Source organism: Mycobacterium avium subsp. avium (assembly GCF_009741445.1).
Lineage (GTDB): Bacteria > Actinomycetota > Actinomycetes > Mycobacteriales > Mycobacteriaceae > Mycobacterium > Mycobacterium avium.
On the sequence record NZ_CP046507.1, the window covers coordinates 1,402,893 to 1,422,707 of the forward strand.

The window sequence follows — 19,815 nt, forward strand, 5'->3', positions numbered from 1 at the left end:
GTTCAACTTAAGGAGATTGGTTCATGTCAGAACGCGTCATCCTGGCGTATTCCGGCGGTCTGGACACCTCGGTGGCCATCAGCTGGATCGGCAAGGAGACCGGCCGTGAGGTCGTAGCGGTGGCGATCGACCTCGGCCAGGGCGGCGAAGACATGGAGGTCATCCGCCAGCGCGCCCTGGACTGCGGCGCGGTGGAGGCCGTCGTCGTGGACGCCCGCGACGAATTCGCCGAGGGCTATTGCCTGCCCACCATCCGCAACAACGCCCTCTACATGGACCGCTACCCGCTGGTGTCGGCGATCAGCCGGCCGCTGATCGTCAAGCACCTGGTGGCCGCGGCCCGCGAGCACGGCGGCAGCATCGTCGCGCACGGCTGCACCGGCAAGGGCAACGACCAGGTCCGCTTCGAGGTCGGATTCGCTTCGCTGGCACCGGATCTCGAGGTGCTGGCCCCGGTGCGCGATTACGCGTGGACGCGGGAGAAGGCGATCGCGTTCGCCGAGGAGAACGCCATCCCGATCAACGTGACCAAACGCTCGCCGTTCTCCATCGACCAGAACGTGTGGGGTCGCGCGGTGGAAACCGGTTTCCTGGAACACCTTTGGAACGCGCCCACCAAGGACGTCTACGCCTACACCGAGGACCCCACGCTGAACTGGAGCACCCCCGACGAGGTGATCGTCGGGTTCGAGCGCGGGGTTCCGGTGTCCATCGACGGCAAGCCGGTGTCGGTGCTGGGCGCCATCGAGGAACTCAACGCCCGCGCCGGCGCCCAGGGGGTGGGGCGCCTGGACGTCGTGGAGGACCGGCTGGTGGGCATCAAGAGCCGCGAGATCTACGAGGCGCCCGGCGCCATGGTGCTCATCACCGCGCACACCGAGCTCGAGCACGTCACGCTGGAGCGGGAGCTGGGCCGGTTCAAGCGGCACACCGATCAGCGCTGGGCCGAGCTGGTGTACGACGGGTTGTGGTATTCGCCGCTGAAGGCTGCGCTGGAAAGCTTCGTCGACAAGACCCAGGAGCACGTCACCGGCGAGATCCGAATGGTGTTGCACGGCGGCCACATTGCGGTCAACGGCCGGCGCAGCGCCGAATCGCTCTACGACTTCAACCTGGCCACCTACGACGAGGGCGACAGCTTCGACCAGTCGGCGGCGAAGGGTTTCGTCTACGTGCACGGGCTGTCGTCGAAGATCGCCTCCCGCCGGGACCAGCGGTGAGCTTTCCCGCAAGAGGGCGCGCGGAGGGGCGCGCGTGAGCACCCGCGAGGGGTCGCTGTGGGGCGGGCGGTTCGCCGACGGCCCGTCCGACGCGCTGGCCGCCCTGAGCAAGTCCACCCACTTCGACTGGGTGCTGGCCCCCTACGACATCGTCGCCTCCCGGGCGCACACCGTGATCCTGTACCGGGCCGGGCTGCTGTCCGAGGAGCAGCGCGACGGGCTGCTGGCCGGGCTGGACAGCCTGGCGGAAGACGTGGCCGACGGCAGCTTCACCCCGCTGGTCACCGACGAGGACGTGCACGCGGCGCTGGAGCGCGGCCTGATCGACCGCGTCGGGCCCGACCTGGGCGGGCGGCTGCGGGCCGGCCGGTCGCGCAACGACCAGGTGGCCACCCTGTTCCGGATGTGGCTGCGCGACGCCGTGCGCCGCGTCGCGGCCGGGGCGCTGGACGTGGTGGGGGCGCTGGTCGCCCAGGCCGCCGCCCACCCCGAGGCCATCATGCCGGGCAAGACGCACCTGCAGTCGGCGCAGCCGGTGCTGCTGGCCCACCATCTGCTCGCGCACGCCCACCCGCTGCTGCGCGACGTCGACCGCATCGTCGACTTCGACAAGCGCGCCGCGGTGTCCCCGTACGGCTCGGGGGCGCTGGCCGGCTCGTCGCTGGGCCTGGACCCGGACGCGATCGCCGCGGAGCTGGGGTTTGCCAGCGCCGCCGACAACTCGATCGACGCCACCGCGTCCCGGGACTTCGCCGCCGAGGCCGCGTTCGTCTTCGCCATGATCGGCGTCGACCTGTCCCGGCTGGCCGAGGACGTCATCCTGTGGAGCTCGACGGAGTTCGGCTACGTCAAGCTGCACGACGCCTGGTCCACCGGCAGCTCGATCATGCCGCAGAAGAAGAACCCGGACATCGCCGAGCTGGCCCGCGGCAAGTCGGGGCGGCTGATCGGCAACCTGGCCGGGCTGCTGGCCACGCTGAAGGCCCAACCGCTGGCCTACAACCGCGACCTGCAGGAGGACAAGGAACCGGTGTTCGACGCGGTGGCCCAGCTGGAGCTGGTGCTGCCCGCGATGGCCGGCCTGGTCGGCAGCCTGACCTTCGACGTGCAGCGGATGGCCGCGCTGGCCCCCGCCGGCTACACGCTGGCCACCGACATCGCCGAATGGCTGGTGCGCCAGGGCGTGCCGTTCCGGTCCGCGCACGAGGCCGCCGGGGCCGCGGTGCGCGCCGCCGAGCAGCGGGCGGTCGGGCTCGACGAGCTGACCGACGACGAACTGGCCGCCATCAGCCCGGCCCTGACGCCGCAGGTACGGGAGGTTTTGACGATCGAGGGCTCGGTGTCCTCCCGGGACGCGCGGGGCGGCACCGCGCCGGCGCGGGTCGCCGAGCAGATCGACACCGTGGCGGCCACCGCCGCGCGGCTGCGCGAGCGGCTCGGCGGCCCGGCCTGAGATGGCTTCGATTTACCTGCCGGTAAATTGCAACCGGACTAGACTTCCCGCTCGAGCGATGCGGCTGAACCTGTCAGCCCGACCGGTCGTGATCAAGGGGTGGGTGCAATGAGCGTCATCGCCGGCGTGTTCGGTGCGCTGCCGCCGCACCGCTATCCGCAGCGTGAGCTCACCGACTTCTTCGTCAGCATCCCCGAATTCGAAGGCTACGAGGACATCGTTCGGCAGCTGCATGCCAGCGCCAAGGTCGGCAGCCGCCATCTGGTGCTGCCGCTCGAGCAATACCCCACGCTGACCGACTTCGGCGTGGCCAACCGGATCTTCATCGAACACGCGGTGACCCTGGGCTGCGCGGCGCTGTCCGGCGCACTCGACGAGGCCGGCCTGAAACCCGAAGACCTCGACGTGCTGATCACCACCACGGTCACCGGTCTGGCGGTGCCCTCGGTGGACGCCCGGATCGCCGCGCGGCTCGGTCTGCGCGACGACGTGCGCCGGGTGCCGCTGTTCGGGCTCGGCTGCGTGGCCGGCGCCGCCGGGGTGGCCCGCATGCACGACTACCTGCGCGGCGCACCGGACGCCGTCGCCGCCCTGGTCTCGGTCGAGCTGTGCTCGCTGACCTACCCCGGCTACAAGCCGTCGCTGGCCGGGCTGGTCGGCAGCGCCCTGTTCGCCGACGGCGCCGGGGCCGTGGTGGCGGTGGGCGAGCGGCGCGCCGAGCAGCTCGACGCCGCCGGCCCCAGCGTCCTGGATTCGCGCAGCCACCTGTATCCGGATTCGCTGCGCACCATGGGCTACGACGTGGGCGCGACGGGATTCGAGCTGGTGCTGTCCAAGGACGTCGCGGCCGTCGTCGAGCAGTACATCGAGGACGACGTCACCGGATTCCTCGGGGCGCACGGCCTGACCACCAACGACATCGGCGCCTTCGTCAGCCATCCGGGCGGGCCCAAGGTGATCGAGGCGATCAACGCCGCCCTGGGCCTGCCGCCGGAGGCGCTGGAACTGACCTGGCGGTCACTCGGCGAGATCGGCAACCTGTCGTCGGCGTCGGTGCTGCACGTGCTGCGCGACACCCTCGCCAAGCCGCCGCCGAGCGACAGCCCCGGCCTGATGCTCGCGATGGGTCCGGGTTTCTGCTCCGAACTGGTGTTGTTGCGTTGGCACTGACCCTCGCCCGTGCACGAATGCGGAAGTATCGCTGTGAGTGACACCCGAGGCCGCCTCCGATGAGCGGCGACACCGAGGAACTGGTCCGGGCGCTGCGCCAGTCGCTGAAGGAGAACGAGCGGCTCAAGCGCGAGAACCGCCGGTACCTGGTCGCGGCGACCGAACCCGTGGCCGTGGTGGGCATGGGTTGCCGCTACCCGGGCGGCGTGGATTCCCCCGAGGCGTTGTGGGAGATGGTGGTCGAGGGCCGCGACGTCGTCTCGGAGTTTCCCGCCGATCGCGGCTGGGACCTGGCCGGGCTGTTCGACGCCGATCCCGACGCGGTCGGCAAGTCGTACTGCCGGTGCGGCGGATTCCTCACCGGCGTGGGCGATTTCGATGCCGCGTTCTTCGGGATCGCACCCAGTGAGGCGCTGGCGATGGACCCCCAGCAGCGGCTGCTGCTCGAGGTGTGCTGGGAAGCGTTGGAGCGGGCCGGAATTGACCCCGCCACGCTGCGCGGATCGGCGACCGGGGTGTTCGCCGGGATATTCCACGGCTCCTACGGCGGCCAGGGTCGGGTGCCCGGAAACCTGGAGCGATACGGCCTGCGCGGCTCGACGCTGAGCGTGGCCTCGGGGCGGGTGGCCTACGCGCTGGGCCTGGAAGGCCCGGCGGTGTCGGTCGACACCGCGTGTTCGTCGTCGTTGGTGGCGCTGCACCTGGCGGCGCAGTCGCTGCGCTCCGGCGAATGCGACCTGGCGCTGGCCGGCGGGGTGACGGTGATGGCCACCCCGGCGATGTTCATCGAGTTCAGCCGGCAGCGGGCGCTGGCCGCCGACGGCCGCTGCAAGGCCTACGCGGGCGCCGCGGACGGCACCGGCTTCTCCGAAGGCGTCGGGGTGCTGGTGCTGGAGCGGCTGAGCGATGCACGGCGACTGGGACATTCGGTGCTCGCGGTGCTGCGCGGCTCCGCGGTCAACCAGGACGGCGCGTCCAACGGCCTGGCCACCCCCAACGGTCCGTCGCAGCAGCGGGTGATCCGGGCGGCGCTGGCCAACGCCCGGCTCGGCGCGGCCGACGTGGACCTGGTCGAAGGGCATGGGACGGGCACCATGCTGGGCGATCCCATTGAGGCCCAAGCGCTGTTGGCGACCTACGGCCAGGACCGCCCGGTCGACGAACCGCTGTGGTTGGGGTCGATCAAATCCAACATGGGTCACACCTCGGCCGCGGCCGGCGCCGGCGGGGTGATCAAGATGGTCCAGGCGATTCGGCACGGGGTGATGCCCAAGACCCTGCACGTGGACGAGCCGACGCCGCAGGTGGATTGGTCGGCCGGGGCGGTGTCGCTGCTCACCGAGGCGCGGCCCTGGCCGGCGCGGGATCGGCCGCGCCGCGCGGGCGTCTCGTCGTTCGGCATCAGCGGCACCAACGCGCACGTCATCGTCGAGCAGTATGAGCCGGAAACCGTTGCGCCCCAAGGGGGTGACGTGGTGGTGCCGTGGGTGCTCTCGGCGCGCTCGGCCGAGGCGTTGACGAACCAGGCGGCGCGGCTGCTGGCGCGGGTGAAGGCCGATCCCGGCGTGCGGGTGCTGGACGTGGGCTGGTCGCTGGTGTCGACGCGGTCGCGGTTCGAGCACCGGGCGGTGATCGTCGGCGCCGACGGCGCGCAGCTGCTGCGCCGGCTGGCCGACCTGGCGGGCGGGCAGCCGGGGGCGGGCGTGGTGACCGGCCGGGCCCAGCCGGTGGGCAAGACGGTGTTCGTGTTCCCCGGCCAGGGCTCGCAATGGCCCGGCATGGGCGCTCAATTGCTGGACCGCTCAACGGTATTCGCCGAACACATGCATCGGTGCGCGCGGGCGCTGGCCGAGCACGTCGACTGGTCGCTGATCGACGTCATCCGCGGGGCACCGGGCGCGCCCGGGCTGGACCGGGTGGACGTGGTGCAGCCGGCGCTGTGGGCGGTGATGGTGTCGCTGGCCGAGTTGTGGCGTTCGGTGGGCGTGGTTCCCGACGCCGTGATCGGTCACTCCCAGGGCGAGATCGCGGCGGCCTGTGTGGCCGGGGCGCTGTCGCTGCAGGACGCCGCGCGGGTGGTGGCGCTGCGCAGCCGGCTGCTGGTGCGGCTGTCGGGCCGCGGCGGCATGGTCTCGCTGGCCTGCGGACGCTCGCGCGCCGAGCAGCTGATCGCCCCCTGGGGTGAGCGATTGAATATCGCCACTGTCAACGGGATTTCGGCGGTGGTGGTGTCCGGCGAGGTGGATGCCCTGACGGAACTGCTGGACCGGTGCGCGGCCGACGACATCCGTGCCCGCCGGATCGACGTGGACTACGCCTCGCATTCGGTTCAGGTGGAGGAAATTCGCGATTCGCTCGCCGAGGCGCTGCGCGGTATCGCGCCGCGGTCGTCGGCGGTGGCGTTCTTCTCCACGGTCACCGGCGAGCTGATGGACACCGCCGCGCTGGACGGCGACTACTGGTTCCGCAGCATCCGGCAGACGGTGCAATTCGAGCGGGCGGTGCGCGGCGCCGCCGAAGCGGGCTATCGGGCGTTCATCGAGTGCAGCCCGCATCCGGTGCTGACGGCCGCCATCGAAGAAACCATGCCCGACGGCGGTCAGGGCTGCGTCATCCCGTCGCTGGGCCGCGACGACGGCGCACCGGACCGGTTCTGGCTCTCGGCCGGCCAGGCGTTCGTGTCGGGCGTGGTCGTGGACTGGTGCGCGACGCTGGACGGGCTGGGCGGCCGCCGCGTCGACCTGCCGACGTACGGGTTTGTGCGGCAACACTTTTGGCTTCCCGGCGGGTCGACGGGATCCTCCGACGTCGCCGCCCTGGGGCTGCGCGGCGCCGAGCACGGGCTGCTCGGCGCGGTGCTGCCGCGGCCCGATTCCGGGGGTGTGGTGCTGACCGGCCGGCTGTCGACGTCCGCGCAGGCGTGGCTGGCCGATCATGCGGTGGGCGACACGGTGTTGTTTCCCGGGGCGGGGTTCGTCGAGTTGGCCATCCGGGCCGGCGACGAGGTTGGCTGCGGCGTGATCGACGAGCTGACGTTGTCGGCCCCGTTGCCGCTGCCCGCGTCCGGTGGTGTGCGGCTGCAGCTGGTGGTCGGCGCGCCCGACGAGGCGGGACGCCGCCCGCTGTCGGTGTATTCGGCTGCTGCACACCAGGATTCGGAGTGGATGCTGCACGCGGAGGGTGTGCTGCGGGCCGGGACGGTGACACCGGCCGGCGACCTGTCGATCTGGCCGCCGATCGGGGCGACCGCGGTCGACGTCACCGGCGGGTACGCCCGGCTCGCGCAGCGGGGCTACGAATACGGTCGGGCCTTCCGGGGTTTGCGGGCGATGTGGCAGCGCGGCGACGAGATCTTCGCCGAGGTCTCCCTGCCCGACGACGCCGCCGCCGGTGACGATTTCGGCGTCCATCCGGTGTTGCTGGACGCCGCGCTGCACGCGCTCGGTGTGGCGGGCGAGAAGGACCAGACCGTGTTGCCGTTCGCCTGGCAGGGGGTGGCGTTGCACGCCTCGGGCGCGGCGCGGGCGCGGGTCCGGATCGCCCCGGCCGGGGCCGGCGCGGTGTCGGTGGAATTGGCCGACGGCGCGGGCCTGCCGGTGCTGTCGGTGCGGTCGGTGACGATGCGCCCGGTCTCGCCGGGGCAGCTGAGCGCGGCGATGGGCACCGCGCAGCCCTCCGGGCTGCTCGACGTGATCTGGTCGCCGATCGCACTGGGCGGCAACGATCTTGGTGACGAGGTCACGCTGTGGGAGCCGGGCGAACACGGCGGCGACGTGGTGAAGTCGGTGCACGCGGCGGTCACCGAGACGCTGGCGGTGCTGCAATCCTGGTTGGACGGTGAGGGCGCCGGGGTGCTGGCCGTGCAGACCCACGGGGCCGTGGCCCTGGCCGGGGAGGACGTTTCGGACCTGGCCGGTGCGGCGGTGTGGGGCCTGGTGCGGTCGGCGCAGGCCGAGCATCCGGGCCGCCTGGTGCTGATCGACTCCGACGGATCCCTGGACGCCAGGGCGGTAATCCCTTGCGGCGAGCCACAAGTGGTGGTTCGCCAGGGTGTGGCCCATGCGGCCCGGCTGCGGCCGGCGCGGGCCGGCGCGACGCTCGGGCTGCCGTCCGGGGCGTGGCGGTTGGACGCCGGCGGCGAGGGCACGCTGGGGGACCTGGTGGTCAGCCGGTGCCCGCGAACGGAATTGGCGGACGGGCAGGTGCGGGTCGCGGTGGCCGCGGTCGGGGTCAACTTCCGGGATGTGCTGGTGGCCCTGGGCATGTATCCCGGCGGCGGCCGGCTGGGCGCCGAAGGCGCCGGCGTGGTCGTGGAGGTGGGGCCCGCGGTGACCGGCCTGGCCGTCGGTGACCCGGTGATGGGGCTGCTGGGGGTGGTCGGGTCCGAAGCGGTGGTGGATCAGCGATTGCTGACTGCCGTGCCGCCGGGTCTGTCGCTGGTGGCGGCGGCGGGCGTGCCGGTGGTGTTCCTGACGGCGCTTTACGGGTTGTCGGTGCTGGCCGGGCTGCGGCCCGGCGAGCGGGTGCTGGTGCACACCGCCACCGGCGGAGTGGGCATGGCCGCGGTGCAACTGGCCCGCCACTACGGCGCCGAAGTCTTCGCTACCGCCAGCCGCGGCAAGTGGGACACCTTGCGCGCGATGGGATTCGACGACGACCACATCGGCGATTCGCGGAGCCCGGACTTCGAGCAGAAGTTCCTCGCGGCCACCGGCGGGGCCGGGGTCGACGTCGTGCTCAACTCGCTGGCCGGCGAGTTCACCGACGCGTCGCTGCGGCTGCTGGCCCCCGGCGGGCGGTTCATCGAGATGGGCAAGACCGACGTGCGTGACCCGGACGTCGTCGCGCAGCGGTATCGCGGGGCGCGCTATCGGGCGTTCGATCTGATGGAGGCCTGCCCCGACCGCACCGCGGCGATGCTGGCCGAAATCGTGGGACTGCTGCGAGCGGGTGTGCTGACACCGTTGCCGCTCAAGACATTCGACGTGCGCTGCGCGTCGGCGGCCTACCGGTATGTCAGCCAGGCCCGCCACATCGGCAAGGTGGTACTGACCGTGCCGTCCGGGCCCGGCGAGGTGCTCAGCGGGTGCGGGGGCGGGCTGGCGCAGTCCACCGTGCTGATCACCGGCGGCACCGGGATGGCCGGTTCGGCGCTGGCCCGCCATCTCGTCGACCGCTACCGGGTGGGCCATGTGGCGCTGGTCAGCCGCACCGGCGCGCAGGCCGCCGGAGCCGCCGAGTTGGTGGACGAGCTGAAGCGGGCGGGCGCGTCGGCGTCGGTGCTGGCCTGTGACGTCGCCGATCGCGACGCGGTGGCCACCATGCTGGCCGGGCTACCCGCGGGCTATCCGCTGCGCGGGATCGTGCACGCCGCCGGGATCCTCGACGACGGGCTGCTGTCCTCGCTGACCCCGGACCGGGTGGATGCGGTGCTGCGGGCCAAGGTGGACGGCGCCTGGAACCTGCACGAGCTGACCAAGGACCTGGATTTGTCGGCGTTCGTGGTGTTTTCGTCGATGGCCGGGATCGTGGGCACGCCCGGTCAGGCCAACTACGCGGCGGCCAACAGCTTCCTGGACGGGCTGGTCGCCCACCGGCGCGCCGACGGGCTCGCCGGCCTGTCGCTGGCGTGGGGGCTGTGGGAACAGGCCTCGGCGATGACCGCCCACCTCGGCGATCGGGACAAGGCCCGGATGAGCCGGATCGGGCTGGCGCCGTTGTCCACCGAACAGGCGCTGGCGGCGTTCGACGCCGCCATGCTGGTCGAGACGCCGGTGCTGGTGGCGGCCCGGCTGGACCGTGCCGCGCTGTCGGAGAACATCGCCGCGCTGCCCCCGCTGTTGCGCGAGCTGGCCGCCGGCCCCACCCGCCGCGTCATCGACGACGCGGACGTCACCGCGTCGATGAGCGGGCTTGCCGCGCGGCTGCACGGCCTGAGTCCCGAGGCGCGCCGGCGCGAGCTGGTCGACCTGGTGTGCGGCAACGCGGCGATGGTGCTCGGGGTGCCCAACCCGGCGGACATCAACGCCGGCCGGGCGTTCCAGGACCTCGGGTTCGACTCGCTGACCGCGGTCGAACTGCGCAACAGGCTGAAAAACGCTACCGGGCTTACCCTTTCGCCAACACTGATCTTCGACTATCCGACACCGGTGGTGCTGGCCGAGCACCTCGACTCCCGGCTGGCCGGCTCCGGCGGCGACGACCAGCCCGACCTGATGGGTCGCTTCAACGACATCACCCGCGAGCTGCAGGCGCTGCTGGGCGCGCCCCACTGGAATTCCGACGACAAGGCGGTGCTGCGGGCCCGCATCCACGGCCTGCTGGGCGCGCTTCCGGCCGGTGACGGGCCCGATTCCGCACCGCTCGATGAAGACCTGGAAGCCGCCACCGAGAGCCAACTCTTTGCGATCCTCGATGAAGAACTCGGCCGCTGACACCCCGCAAGGAGCGCCGATGCCGGGCACCGAGCAGCACCTCGACTACCTGAAGCGCCTCACGGCCGATCTCAGGCGGACCCGGCGGCGGGTCGCGGAGCTGGAAGGCCGGCTGTCCGAACCGGTGGCGGTGGTGGGCATGGCGTGCCGCTACGCCGGCGGTGTGGACTCGCCGGAAGCGTTGTGGGACCTCGTGATCGAGGGCCGCGACACGGTGTCGGACTTTCCGGTCGACCGCGGCTGGGATGTCGAGGGGTTGTACGACCCCGATCCGGACGCCAAGGGCAAGATGTACACCCGGCAGGGCAGTTTTCTGCAGCACGCGGGCGACTTCGACGCCGGGTTCTTCGGCATCGGACCCAGCGAGGCGCTGGCCATGGATCCCCAGCAACGGATCATGCTGGAGATTTGCTGGGAAGCCTTGGAGCGGGCCGGTATTGATCCCTCGGCGTTGCGCGGCACGGCGACCGGGGTTTTCGCCGGCGTCATCCACGCCGGCTACGGCGGCGAGGTGAAGGGCGAGCTGGAGGGCTACGGCCTCACCGGCTCGACGTTGAGCGTGACCTCGGGCCGAGTGTCCTACGTGCTGGGCCTGGAGGGGCCGGCGGTGTCGGTGGACACCGCGTGCTCGTCGTCGCTGGTCGCCATGCACCTGGCCGCGCAGTCGCTGCGGTCCGGCGAGTGCGACCTGGCGCTGGCCGGCGGTGTCACCGTGATGGCCACGCCCGCGGCGTTCGTCGAGTTCAGCCGGCAGCGGGCGCTGGCGCCCGACGGCCGCTGCAAGGTGTATGCCGGTGCGGCCGACGGCACTTCGTGGTCGGAAGGCGCCGGTGTGCTGGTGCTGGAGCGGTTGGCCGACGCCCGTCGGCTGGGACACCCGGTGTGGGCGGTGCTGCGGGGCAGCGCGGTCAACCAGGACGGCGCGTCCAACGGCCTGACCGCCCCCAACGGGCCTTCGCAGCAGCGGGTGATCCGGGCGGCGCTGGCCAACGCCGGCCTGTCGGCCGTGGACGTGGACGTGGTCGAGGGCCACGGCACCGGCACGGTGCTCGGCGATCCCATTGAGGCCCAAGCGCTTTTGGCGACCTACGGCCAGGACCGCCCGGCGGACCGGCCGCTGTGGCTGGGCTCGATCAAATCCAACATCGGTCACACCTCGGCGGCGGCCGGGGTGGCCGGGGTGATCAAGATGGTGCAGGCGATCCGGCACGGGGTGATGCCCAAGACGCTGCACGTGGACGTCCCGTCGCCGCATGTGGATTGGTCGGCCGGGGCGGTGTCGCTGCTGACCGACCCGCGGCCCTGGCCGGAGCACGGCGGGCCGCGCCGCGCCGGGGTGTCGTCGTTCGGGATCAGCGGCACCAACGCGCATGTGATCGTCGAGCAGGCCCCCGCGGCCGACGAGACCGAGGCCGCACCCGCATCGTCTGTTATGCCCGATGCTGTTGTGCCGTGGGTGGTTTCGGCCCGTTCGGCCGAGGCGTTGGCCGGGCAGGCCCGCCGGTTGCTGGACCATGTGACCGCCGACGCGCAGGCGAGTCCACTGGACGTGGGGTGGTCGTTGGTCAGCACCCGGGCGGTGTTCGAGCATCGCGCGGTGGTGGTGGGCCGCGAGCGTGGCGTGCTGGCAACGGGTTTGGCGGGTCTGGCGTCGGGGCGGCCGGATGCGGCCACCGTGGTGGGGCGGGCCCGGTCGACGGGCAAGACGGTGTTGGTGTTTCCCGGTCAGGGCTCGCAGACGCTGGGGATGGGCCGGCAGCTGTACGAGAGGTTCGAGGTGTTCGCTCGGGCGTTCGATGAGGCTGTCGCGGTGGTGGACGAGCATTCCCGGCTGCCGGTGCGTGAGGTGATGTGGGGCGCCGATCCGGAGTTGTTGCAGAGCACGGAGTTTGCCCAGCCGGCGTTGTTCGTGTTCGAGGTGGCGTTGGCGGCGTTGTGGGAATCCTTGGGTGTGACACCGGATGTGGTGATGGGGCATTCGGTGGGTGAGATCGCCGCGGCGTGTGTGGCGGGGGTGTTGTCGCTGCGGGATGCGGCGCGGTTGGTGGCGGCCCGGGGTGCGTTGATGGCGGCGCTGCCGCCCGGCGGTGTGATGGTGGCGGTGACCGCGGGCGAGGCGCAGGTGGGGCCGCTGCTGGGTGGTGGGGTGAGCATCGCGGCGGTCAACGGCCCCGACGCGGTGGTGCTCTCGGGTGAGCAGGAAGCCGTGGCGGCGGTGGCGGAGCGGTTGGCCGGCTCCGGCGCGCGGGTGCACCGGTTGGCGGTCTCGCATGCGTTTCACTCGGCCCTGATGGAGCCGATGCTGGACGGTTTCGCCGCCGCGGCGGCCGGTATCGAGCCGCGGCCCCCGCGAATCCCTTTGGTGTCCAACCTGACCGGACAACTCGCCGGCCCCGGCTACGGCACGCCACAGTACTGGGTCGAGCACGTCCGCCGGCCGGTCCGGTTCGTCGACGGTGTGCGGCTGGCCGAATCCCAGGGTGCCGGCGTGTTCCTGGAAGTCGGCCCGGGCGCGGCCCTGACGTCCGCGGTCGAACAATCGCTGACGTCCGACCGGGCGATGTCGGTGGTGACCATGCCCAAGGGCCGCCCCGAAGTCGACTCGCTGCTGACCGCGGCCGCGCGGCTGTTCACGGCCGGCGCCGACGTGCGATGGTCCGCGGCGTTCACCGGCCTGCACGCCCGCCGGGTCGACCTGCCGACGTATGCCTTTGCGCGGCGCCGGTTTTGGCTGTCCGGCGACGCGGTGGGCTCGGCGAACATCGCCAGCCTGGGGTTGGCCGAGGCCGAGCACCCGCTGCTGGGCGCGGTGCTGGACCGGCCGGATTCCGGTGGCGTGGTGTTGACCGGCCGGCTCTCGACGGCCGCCCAGCCGTGGCTGGCCGACCACGCGGTGGCCGGCACGGTGCTGTTCCCCGGCGCGGGTTTCGTGGAACTGGCGTTGCGCGCCGGCGACGAGGTCGGCTGCCGGGTGGTCGAGGAGCTGACGCTGTCGGCGCCGCTGTCGCTGCCCGCGGGCGGCACCGTGCAGCTTCAGGTGGTGGTGGCCGACGCGGCCGGGCAGCCGGGCTCGCGGTCGGTTGCGGTGTATTCGCGTGTCGCGCAATCGGAGTGGACTCTGCACGCCGAAGGTGTGCTGAGCGAAGCGGCGCCGGCCCCGGCGGCGGAGCTATCGGTGTGGCCGCCGGCGGATGCCGAGGCGGTCGACGTGGCCGGCGGCTACGACGACTTGGCGGGGCGGGGCTACGGGTACGGCCCGGCCTTCCGGGGGTTGCGGGCCGTGTGGCGGCGCGGGGCCGAGACGTTCGCCGAGGTGGAATTGCCGGAGCAGGCCGGCGTTTCGACGGGCCGCTTCGGCATCCATCCGGTGCTGCTGGACGCGGCGTTGCACGCGTTAGGGGTGGCCGACAAGCGGCTGGAGACGGTGTTGCCGTTCTCCTGGCAGGGCGTGAGCCTGCACGCGGCCGGCGCGTCGCGGGTCCGGGTCAGGTTGGCGCCGGCCGGCGCCGGCGCCGTGTCGGTCGAACTGGCCGACGCGTCGGGGGTCCCCGTGCTGTCGGTGCGGGAGCTGGTGACCCGCGCCGTGTCGGCGGAGCAGCTGGCCGCGGCCGTGGCGGCCCGCTCCGGCAGCGGTGAGCTGCTGAACGTGGCGTGGTCGGTGATCGAGCCGCGGAACTCGTTGCCCGACAACCCAATCAGCGAAGGCCTCACGGTCTGGGAGCCCGCCGCTGTCGATGGCGCCGGACCGGCCGCGGTCCATGCGGCCACGCATGAGGCGCTGGGCGTGCTGCAGTCCCGGCTCACCGGCGAGGCGGGCGGCGTGCTGGTGGTGTCGACCCGCGGCGCGGTGGGTCTGCCGGGGGAGGACGTCGCGGATCTGGCCGGCGCGGCGGTGTGGGGATTGGTGCGCTCGGCGCAGGCCGAGCACCCGGGCCGGGTGGTGCTCGTCGACACCGACGGCTCGCTGGACCTCGCCACGGTGATCGGTTGCGGCGAACCGCAACTGGTGGTGCGCGACGGCGTGGCCTACCGCGCCCGGTTGAGACCCGCCGGGCGGCGGGCGCTGCTGGAACTGCCCGGGCCGCCGGCGGTGTGGCGGCTGGCCGCCGGCGACGCCGGGACGCTCGAAGACCTGGCGGTGCAGGAACACCCCGCCGCGGAGTTGGCCCCCGGGCAGGTGCGGGTGCGGGTGGCCGCGGCCGGGGTGAACTTCCGGGATGTGTTGGTCGCGTTGGGGATGTATCCGGGTGCGGCCCAGTTGGGCGCCGAGGGCGCCGGGGTCGTGACCGAGGTCGGCGCCGGTGTCACCGATGTGGCCGTCGGTGATGCGGTGATGGGCATCTTCGGGCTGGTGGGCTCCGAAGCCGCCGTCGACCGCCGGTTGGTGACCCGGGTGCCGCCCGGCTGGTCGATGGCTCAGGCCGCCGGCATCCCGGTGGTGTTCCTGACGGCGTATTACGGGCTGTCGGTGCTGGCCGGGCTGCGGGCCGGGCAGCGGGTGCTGGTGCACGCCGCCACCGGCGGGGTGGGCATGGCCGCCGTGCAGCTGGCCCGGCATTGGGGTGCGGAGGTGTTCGCCACGGCCAGTCGCGGCAAGTGGGACACGTTGCGCGCCATGGGTTTCGACGATGCGCACATCGCGGATTCCCGGACCCTGGATTTCGAGCAGAAGTTCGGTGCCGCCCCCGGCGGCATGGACGTGGTGCTCAACTCGCTGGCCGGCGAGTTCAACGATGCGTCGTTGCGGCTGCTGGGCCCCGGCGGGCGGTTCATCGAAATGGGTAAGACGGACCTGCGGGATCCCGACGTCGTCGCGCGGGCCCATCCCGGGGTGCGCTACCGGGCGTTCGACCTGATGGAGGCCGGCCCGGACCGCATCGCGGCGATGCTGGCCGAAGTGATGGAGTTATTCGCCGCCGGGGCGTTGACGCCGTTGCCCGTCAAGGCTTTTGACGCGCGCTGCGCGGCCGACGCCTACCGGTTCGTCAGTGCGGCCCGGCACATCGGCAAGGTGGTGCTGACCATGCCGGACGGGCCGGCCGGGCTCTCCGGCGGCACCGCGCTGATCACCGGCGCCACCGGCATGGCGGGCGCGGCGCTGGCTCGTCACCTGGTCGCCCGGCACCGGGTGCCGCACCTGATGCTGGTCGGCCGCCGCGGCGAAGCCGCACCCGGAATGGCCGAGCTGGCCGCCGAATTGCGGGGCGCCGGCGCGTCGGTGTCGGTGCTGTCCTGCGACGTCGGCGACCGCGATGCGGTGGCCGCGATGCTGGCTCAGGTGCCGGCGCGCTACCCGTTGCGGTCGGTGTTCCATGCCGCGGGGGTGCTCGACGACGCGGTGATCGCCTCGCTGACCCCGGCGCGCATCGACACGGTGCTGCGGGCCAAGGTGGACGGCGCCTGGAACCTGCACGAGCTGACCAAGGACCTGGATTTGTCGGCGTTCGTGGTGTTTTCGTCGATGGCCGGGATCGTCGGTGCGCCGGGGCAGGGGAACTACGCGGCGGCCAACAGCTTCCTGGACGCGCTGGCAATCCACCGGCACGCGCACGGGCTGCCGGCCCTGTCGGTGGCCTGGGGGATGTGGGAAGAGCCGTCGGCGATGACCGCCCACCTCGAGGAGCGTGACAAGGCCAGGATGAGCCGGGCCGGGCTGAGCGCGCTGTCCACCCGGCAGGCGCTGGACCTGCTGGACGACGCCCTGCTCGGGGAGCAGCCGCTGGTGGTCGGCACCCGGCTGGACCGGGCCGCGCTGGCCCAGCACCGCGCAGCGCTGCCGCCGCTGCTGAGCGAGCTGGCCGGCCGCCCGGCCCGCCGGATGCTCGAGCACACCGACATGGTGTCGCTGACGGGCCTGCGAGCCCGGCTGGCCGGCATGAATCCCGAACAGCGCCAGGCCGAACTGGTGGAGCTGGTGTGCGGCAACGCGGCCGCGGTGCTGGGACACAGCACCGCCGACGTCGACCCCGGCGATGCCTTCAGCGATCTCGGATTCGATTCGCTCACCGCGGTCGAGCTGCGCAACCGGCTCAAAATCGCGACCGGGCTTACGCTTTCGCCCACGCTGATCTTCGACCACCCCACGCCGGCCGCGCTCGCCGAACACCTCGGCGGCCAGCTGACCAGCGCCGGCCCGACCCCCGCGGCGGCGGCCGAGACCGCCGCGGCGCCCGATCGGTCGTCCCGCATCGACGAGGTCATGAGCGAACTGCAGACACTGCTCACCCAGCCGGGGTTGAGCCCGGGGGACCGGGCACAGCTGGTCACCCGGCTGCAAAGCCTGCTGTCGACGCCGCCCCAGCCCAGCGGGCACCCGGAATTCCCCGAGGACGCCTTCGACGACGACATCGCCACCGCCACCGACAGCCAGCTCTTCGCGATCCTCGACGACGAAGCCGGTCCCTGACCGTGCCCCCGACCGACGTAGCGATCATCGGGATGGCGTGCCGGTTCCCCGGCGCGCCGGACCCCGGCTCCTTCTGGCGTCTGCTGCGCGACGGGCGCGAAGTTACCCGATTCGCCGGGGAGGCCGCGGAATTCGACGCCGACTTCTTCAACCTGTCGCCGCGCGAGGCGGCCGCGATGGACCCGCGGCAGCGCCTGGCCCTCGAGCTGGCCTGGGAACTGCTCGAAGACGCCTTCATCGTCGCCGAAACGCTACGCGGAGAAGCGGTTTCGGTGTACCTGGGTGCGATGACCGACGATTACGCCGCGCTGACGCTGCGTGACGTCCCCGACAACGTGGACCACCACACCTTCACCGGCGTCAGCCGGGGCATGATCGCCAACCGGATCTCGTACCTGCTCGGGCTGCGCGGCGCCAGCATGACCGTCGACTCCGGCCAGTCGTCCTCGCTGGTCGCGGTGCACCTGGGCTGCGAGAGCGTTCGCAGCGGGCAGGCGCCGCTGGCCATCGCGGGCGGCGTCCACCTCAACCTGGCCGACGAAATCGCCCTGCTGGAACGCGAATTCGGCGCGGTGTCGGTGTCGGGTCACACGTATGCCTTCGACCGGCGCGCCGACGGCTACGTGCGCGGCGAGGGCGGCGGGCTGGTGCTGCTCAAACCGTTGGCGGCGGCCCGGCGGGACGGCGACCGCATCCACGCCGTCATCCGCGCCACCGCGGTGGGCAACGCCGGGCACGGCGCGCCCGCCCAGACCCTGCCATCGGCGGCAGCCGAGGCCGACGTGATCGGCCGCGCGCTGGCCGAGGCCGGACTGGGCAGCGCCGACATCGACTACGTCGAAGCGCACGGCACCGGCACCAGGGTCGGCGACGCCGTCGAAACCCAAGCGCTGGGCCGGATTTTCGCCGAACGATCCCACCACCCGGTGTCGGTGGGATCGGTGAAGACCAACATCGGCCACGCCGCCAGCGCCGCCGGGATCGCGGGCCTGCTCAAGGCGGTCCTGTCCATCGAACACGCCGCGATCCCGCCGAGCCTGCACTTCGAGCGCCCCGACCCCGACATCGACCTGAACCGTCTCGGCCTGCGCGTCAATACCGCGCTGGCGCCGTGGCCGGAACGCGAGGGGCCGCGCCGCGCCGGCGTCTCGTCCTTCGGGATGGGCGGCACCAACGCACACGTCATCGTGGAACAGGATGCGGCGCAACCGAATCCAACTCCAGCGTCCGCGCCGGGCGACGTCGCACTGCCGTGGGTGGTTTCGGCCCGTTCGGCCGAGGCGTTGGCCGGGCAGGCCCGCCGGTTGCTGGACCATGTGACCGCCGACGCGCAGGCGAGTCCACTGGACGTGGGGTGGTCGTTGGTCAGCACCCGGGCGGTGTTCGAGCATCGCGCGGTGGTGGTGGGCCGCGAGCGTGGCGTGCTGGCAACGGGTTTGGCGGGTCTGGCGTCGGGGCGGCCGGATGCGGCCACCGTGGTGGGGCGGGCCCGGTCGACGGGCAAGACGGTGTTGGTGTTTCCCGGTCAGGGCTCGCAGACGCTGGGGATGGGCCGGCAGCTGTACGAGAGGTTCGAGGTGTTCGCTCGGGCGTTCGATGAGGCCGTTGCGGTGGTGGACGAGCATTCCCGGCTGCCGGTGCGTGAGGTGATGTGGGGCGCCGATCCGGAGTTGTTGCAGAGCACGGAGTTTGCCCAGCCGGCGTTGTTCGTGTTCGAGGTGGCGTTGGCGGCGTTGTGGGAATCCTTGGGTGTGACACCGGATGTGGTGATGGGGCATTCGGTGGGTGAGATCGCCGCGGCGTGTGTGGCGGGGGTGTTGTCGCTGCGGGATGCGGCGCGGTTGGTGGCGGCCCGGGGTGCGTTGATGGCGGCGCTGCCGGCCGGCGGTGTGATGGTGGCGGTGACCGCGGGCGAGGCGCAGGTGGGGCCGCTGCTGGGTGGTGGGGTGAGCATCGCGGCGGTCAACGGCCCCGACGCGGTGGTGCTCTCGGGTGAGCAGGAAGCCGTGGCGGCGGTGGCGGAGCGGTTGGCCGGCTCCGGCGCGCGGGTGCACCGGTTGGCGGTCTCGCATGCGTTTCACTCGGCCCTGATGGAGCCGATGCTGGGCGGCTTTGCCGCCGCGGCGGCCGGTATCGAGCCGCGGCCCCCGCGAATCCCTTTGGTGTCCAACCTGACCGGACAACTCGCCGGCCCCGGCTACGGCACGCCACAGTACTGGGTCGAGCACGTGCGCGCGCCGGTGCAATTCCTCGCGGGGGTGCGCGCCGCCGAGCAGGCCGGCGCCGGAACCTTCCTGGAACTGGGCCCCGGCGCGGCGCTGACGGCCGCGGTGGACCAATCGCTGAGCACCGAGGGCGCCACCGCGATCGCCACCCTGCCCAAGGACCGCCCCGAGACCGAATCGGCGCTGCACGCGGCCGGGCACCTGTTCACCCGCGGCCACCGCCTCGACTGGGCGGGCGTGTTCGCCGGCCTGCCCGCCCGTCGCGTCGAGCTGCCGACGTATGCCTTTGCGCGCGAACGCTTTTGGCTGGGCGGCGCATCGTTGGCCGGCGCGCCGGCGGGAGCGGCACCGGTGGGGGGCGGCACGCGTGCCCCCGAGCTGGCGCACCGCCTGCACGCACTGCCCCGCGACGAACAGCAACGGGTGCTGCGCGAATTGGTCTGCGAGCACGCGGCCGCGGTGCTCGGGCACCCCGACGGTGACGCCATCGACCCCCACCGCGCCTTCGCCGATCTCGGGTTCGACTCACTGATCGGGGTCGAATTGCGCAACCGCCTCACCACGCATACCGGGACGGCGTTGTCGCGCACCCTGATCTTCGACTACCCGACGCCGACCGCGCTGGCCGATCATCTTCGCCGGCAACTGCTGCACGACGAGGACCCGGAATCCGACGACGAGAGAATCTGGTCGGCGCTGCGCAGAATTCCGCTGCGCGAGCTGCGGCGGACCGGATTGCTCGACAAACTCCTATTGCTCGCCGGCATCCCGGAAACCGCGACCACCGACCCGAAAATCAGCGACGCGGATATCGACTCGTTAAGCCCCGACGCGCTGATCGCGATGGCGCTGAACTCGGCGGATGACGACGAGGCCGAATGACGAAATCCCCGCTGGCCGACCCGAT

At 72.3% G+C, this 19,815-nt stretch carries 6 protein-coding genes; all 6 read left to right on the plus strand.

All coding sequences use genetic code 11. The annotated features are described in order from the left end of the window. The first annotated feature begins 23 nt into the window (after window positions 1-23). Window positions 24-1,220 carry an argininosuccinate synthase gene (locus tag MAA44156_RS06675; protein ID WP_009977300.1) on the plus strand — a complete coding sequence of 399 codons (1,197 nt, stop codon included), beginning with the start codon at window positions 24-26 and terminating at the stop codon, window positions 1,218-1,220. Between the two features lie 34 nt (window positions 1,221-1,254). Beyond that, complete coding sequence (gene argH / locus MAA44156_RS06680; protein ID WP_003876282.1) at window positions 1,255-2,673, plus strand: argininosuccinate lyase; 1,419 nt, start codon at window positions 1,255-1,257, stop codon at window positions 2,671-2,673. 108 nt (window positions 2,674-2,781) lie between these two features. Then, window positions 2,782-3,843, plus strand: coding sequence for a type III polyketide synthase (locus MAA44156_RS06685; RefSeq protein WP_003876283.1), 1,062 nt, complete (start codon window positions 2,782-2,784; stop codon window positions 3,841-3,843). Between the two features lie 59 nt (window positions 3,844-3,902). Then, window positions 3,903-10,277 (plus strand): type I polyketide synthase, encoded by a 6,375-nt coding sequence (locus tag MAA44156_RS06690; protein ID WP_009977296.1) that lies wholly within the window; start codon window positions 3,903-3,905, stop codon window positions 10,275-10,277. 19 nt (window positions 10,278-10,296) lie between these two features. Beyond that, window positions 10,297-16,683, plus strand: a complete 6,387-nt coding sequence (locus tag MAA44156_RS06695) for an SDR family NAD(P)-dependent oxidoreductase (protein ID WP_409231153.1) — start codon at window positions 10,297-10,299, stop codon at window positions 16,681-16,683. Window positions 16,684-16,685: 2 nt separating this feature from the next. Beyond that, window positions 16,686-19,790 (plus strand): type I polyketide synthase, encoded by a 3,105-nt coding sequence (locus tag MAA44156_RS06700; RefSeq protein WP_121035614.1) that lies wholly within the window; start codon window positions 16,686-16,688, stop codon window positions 19,788-19,790. Window positions 19,791-19,815: the final 25 nt, after the last annotated feature.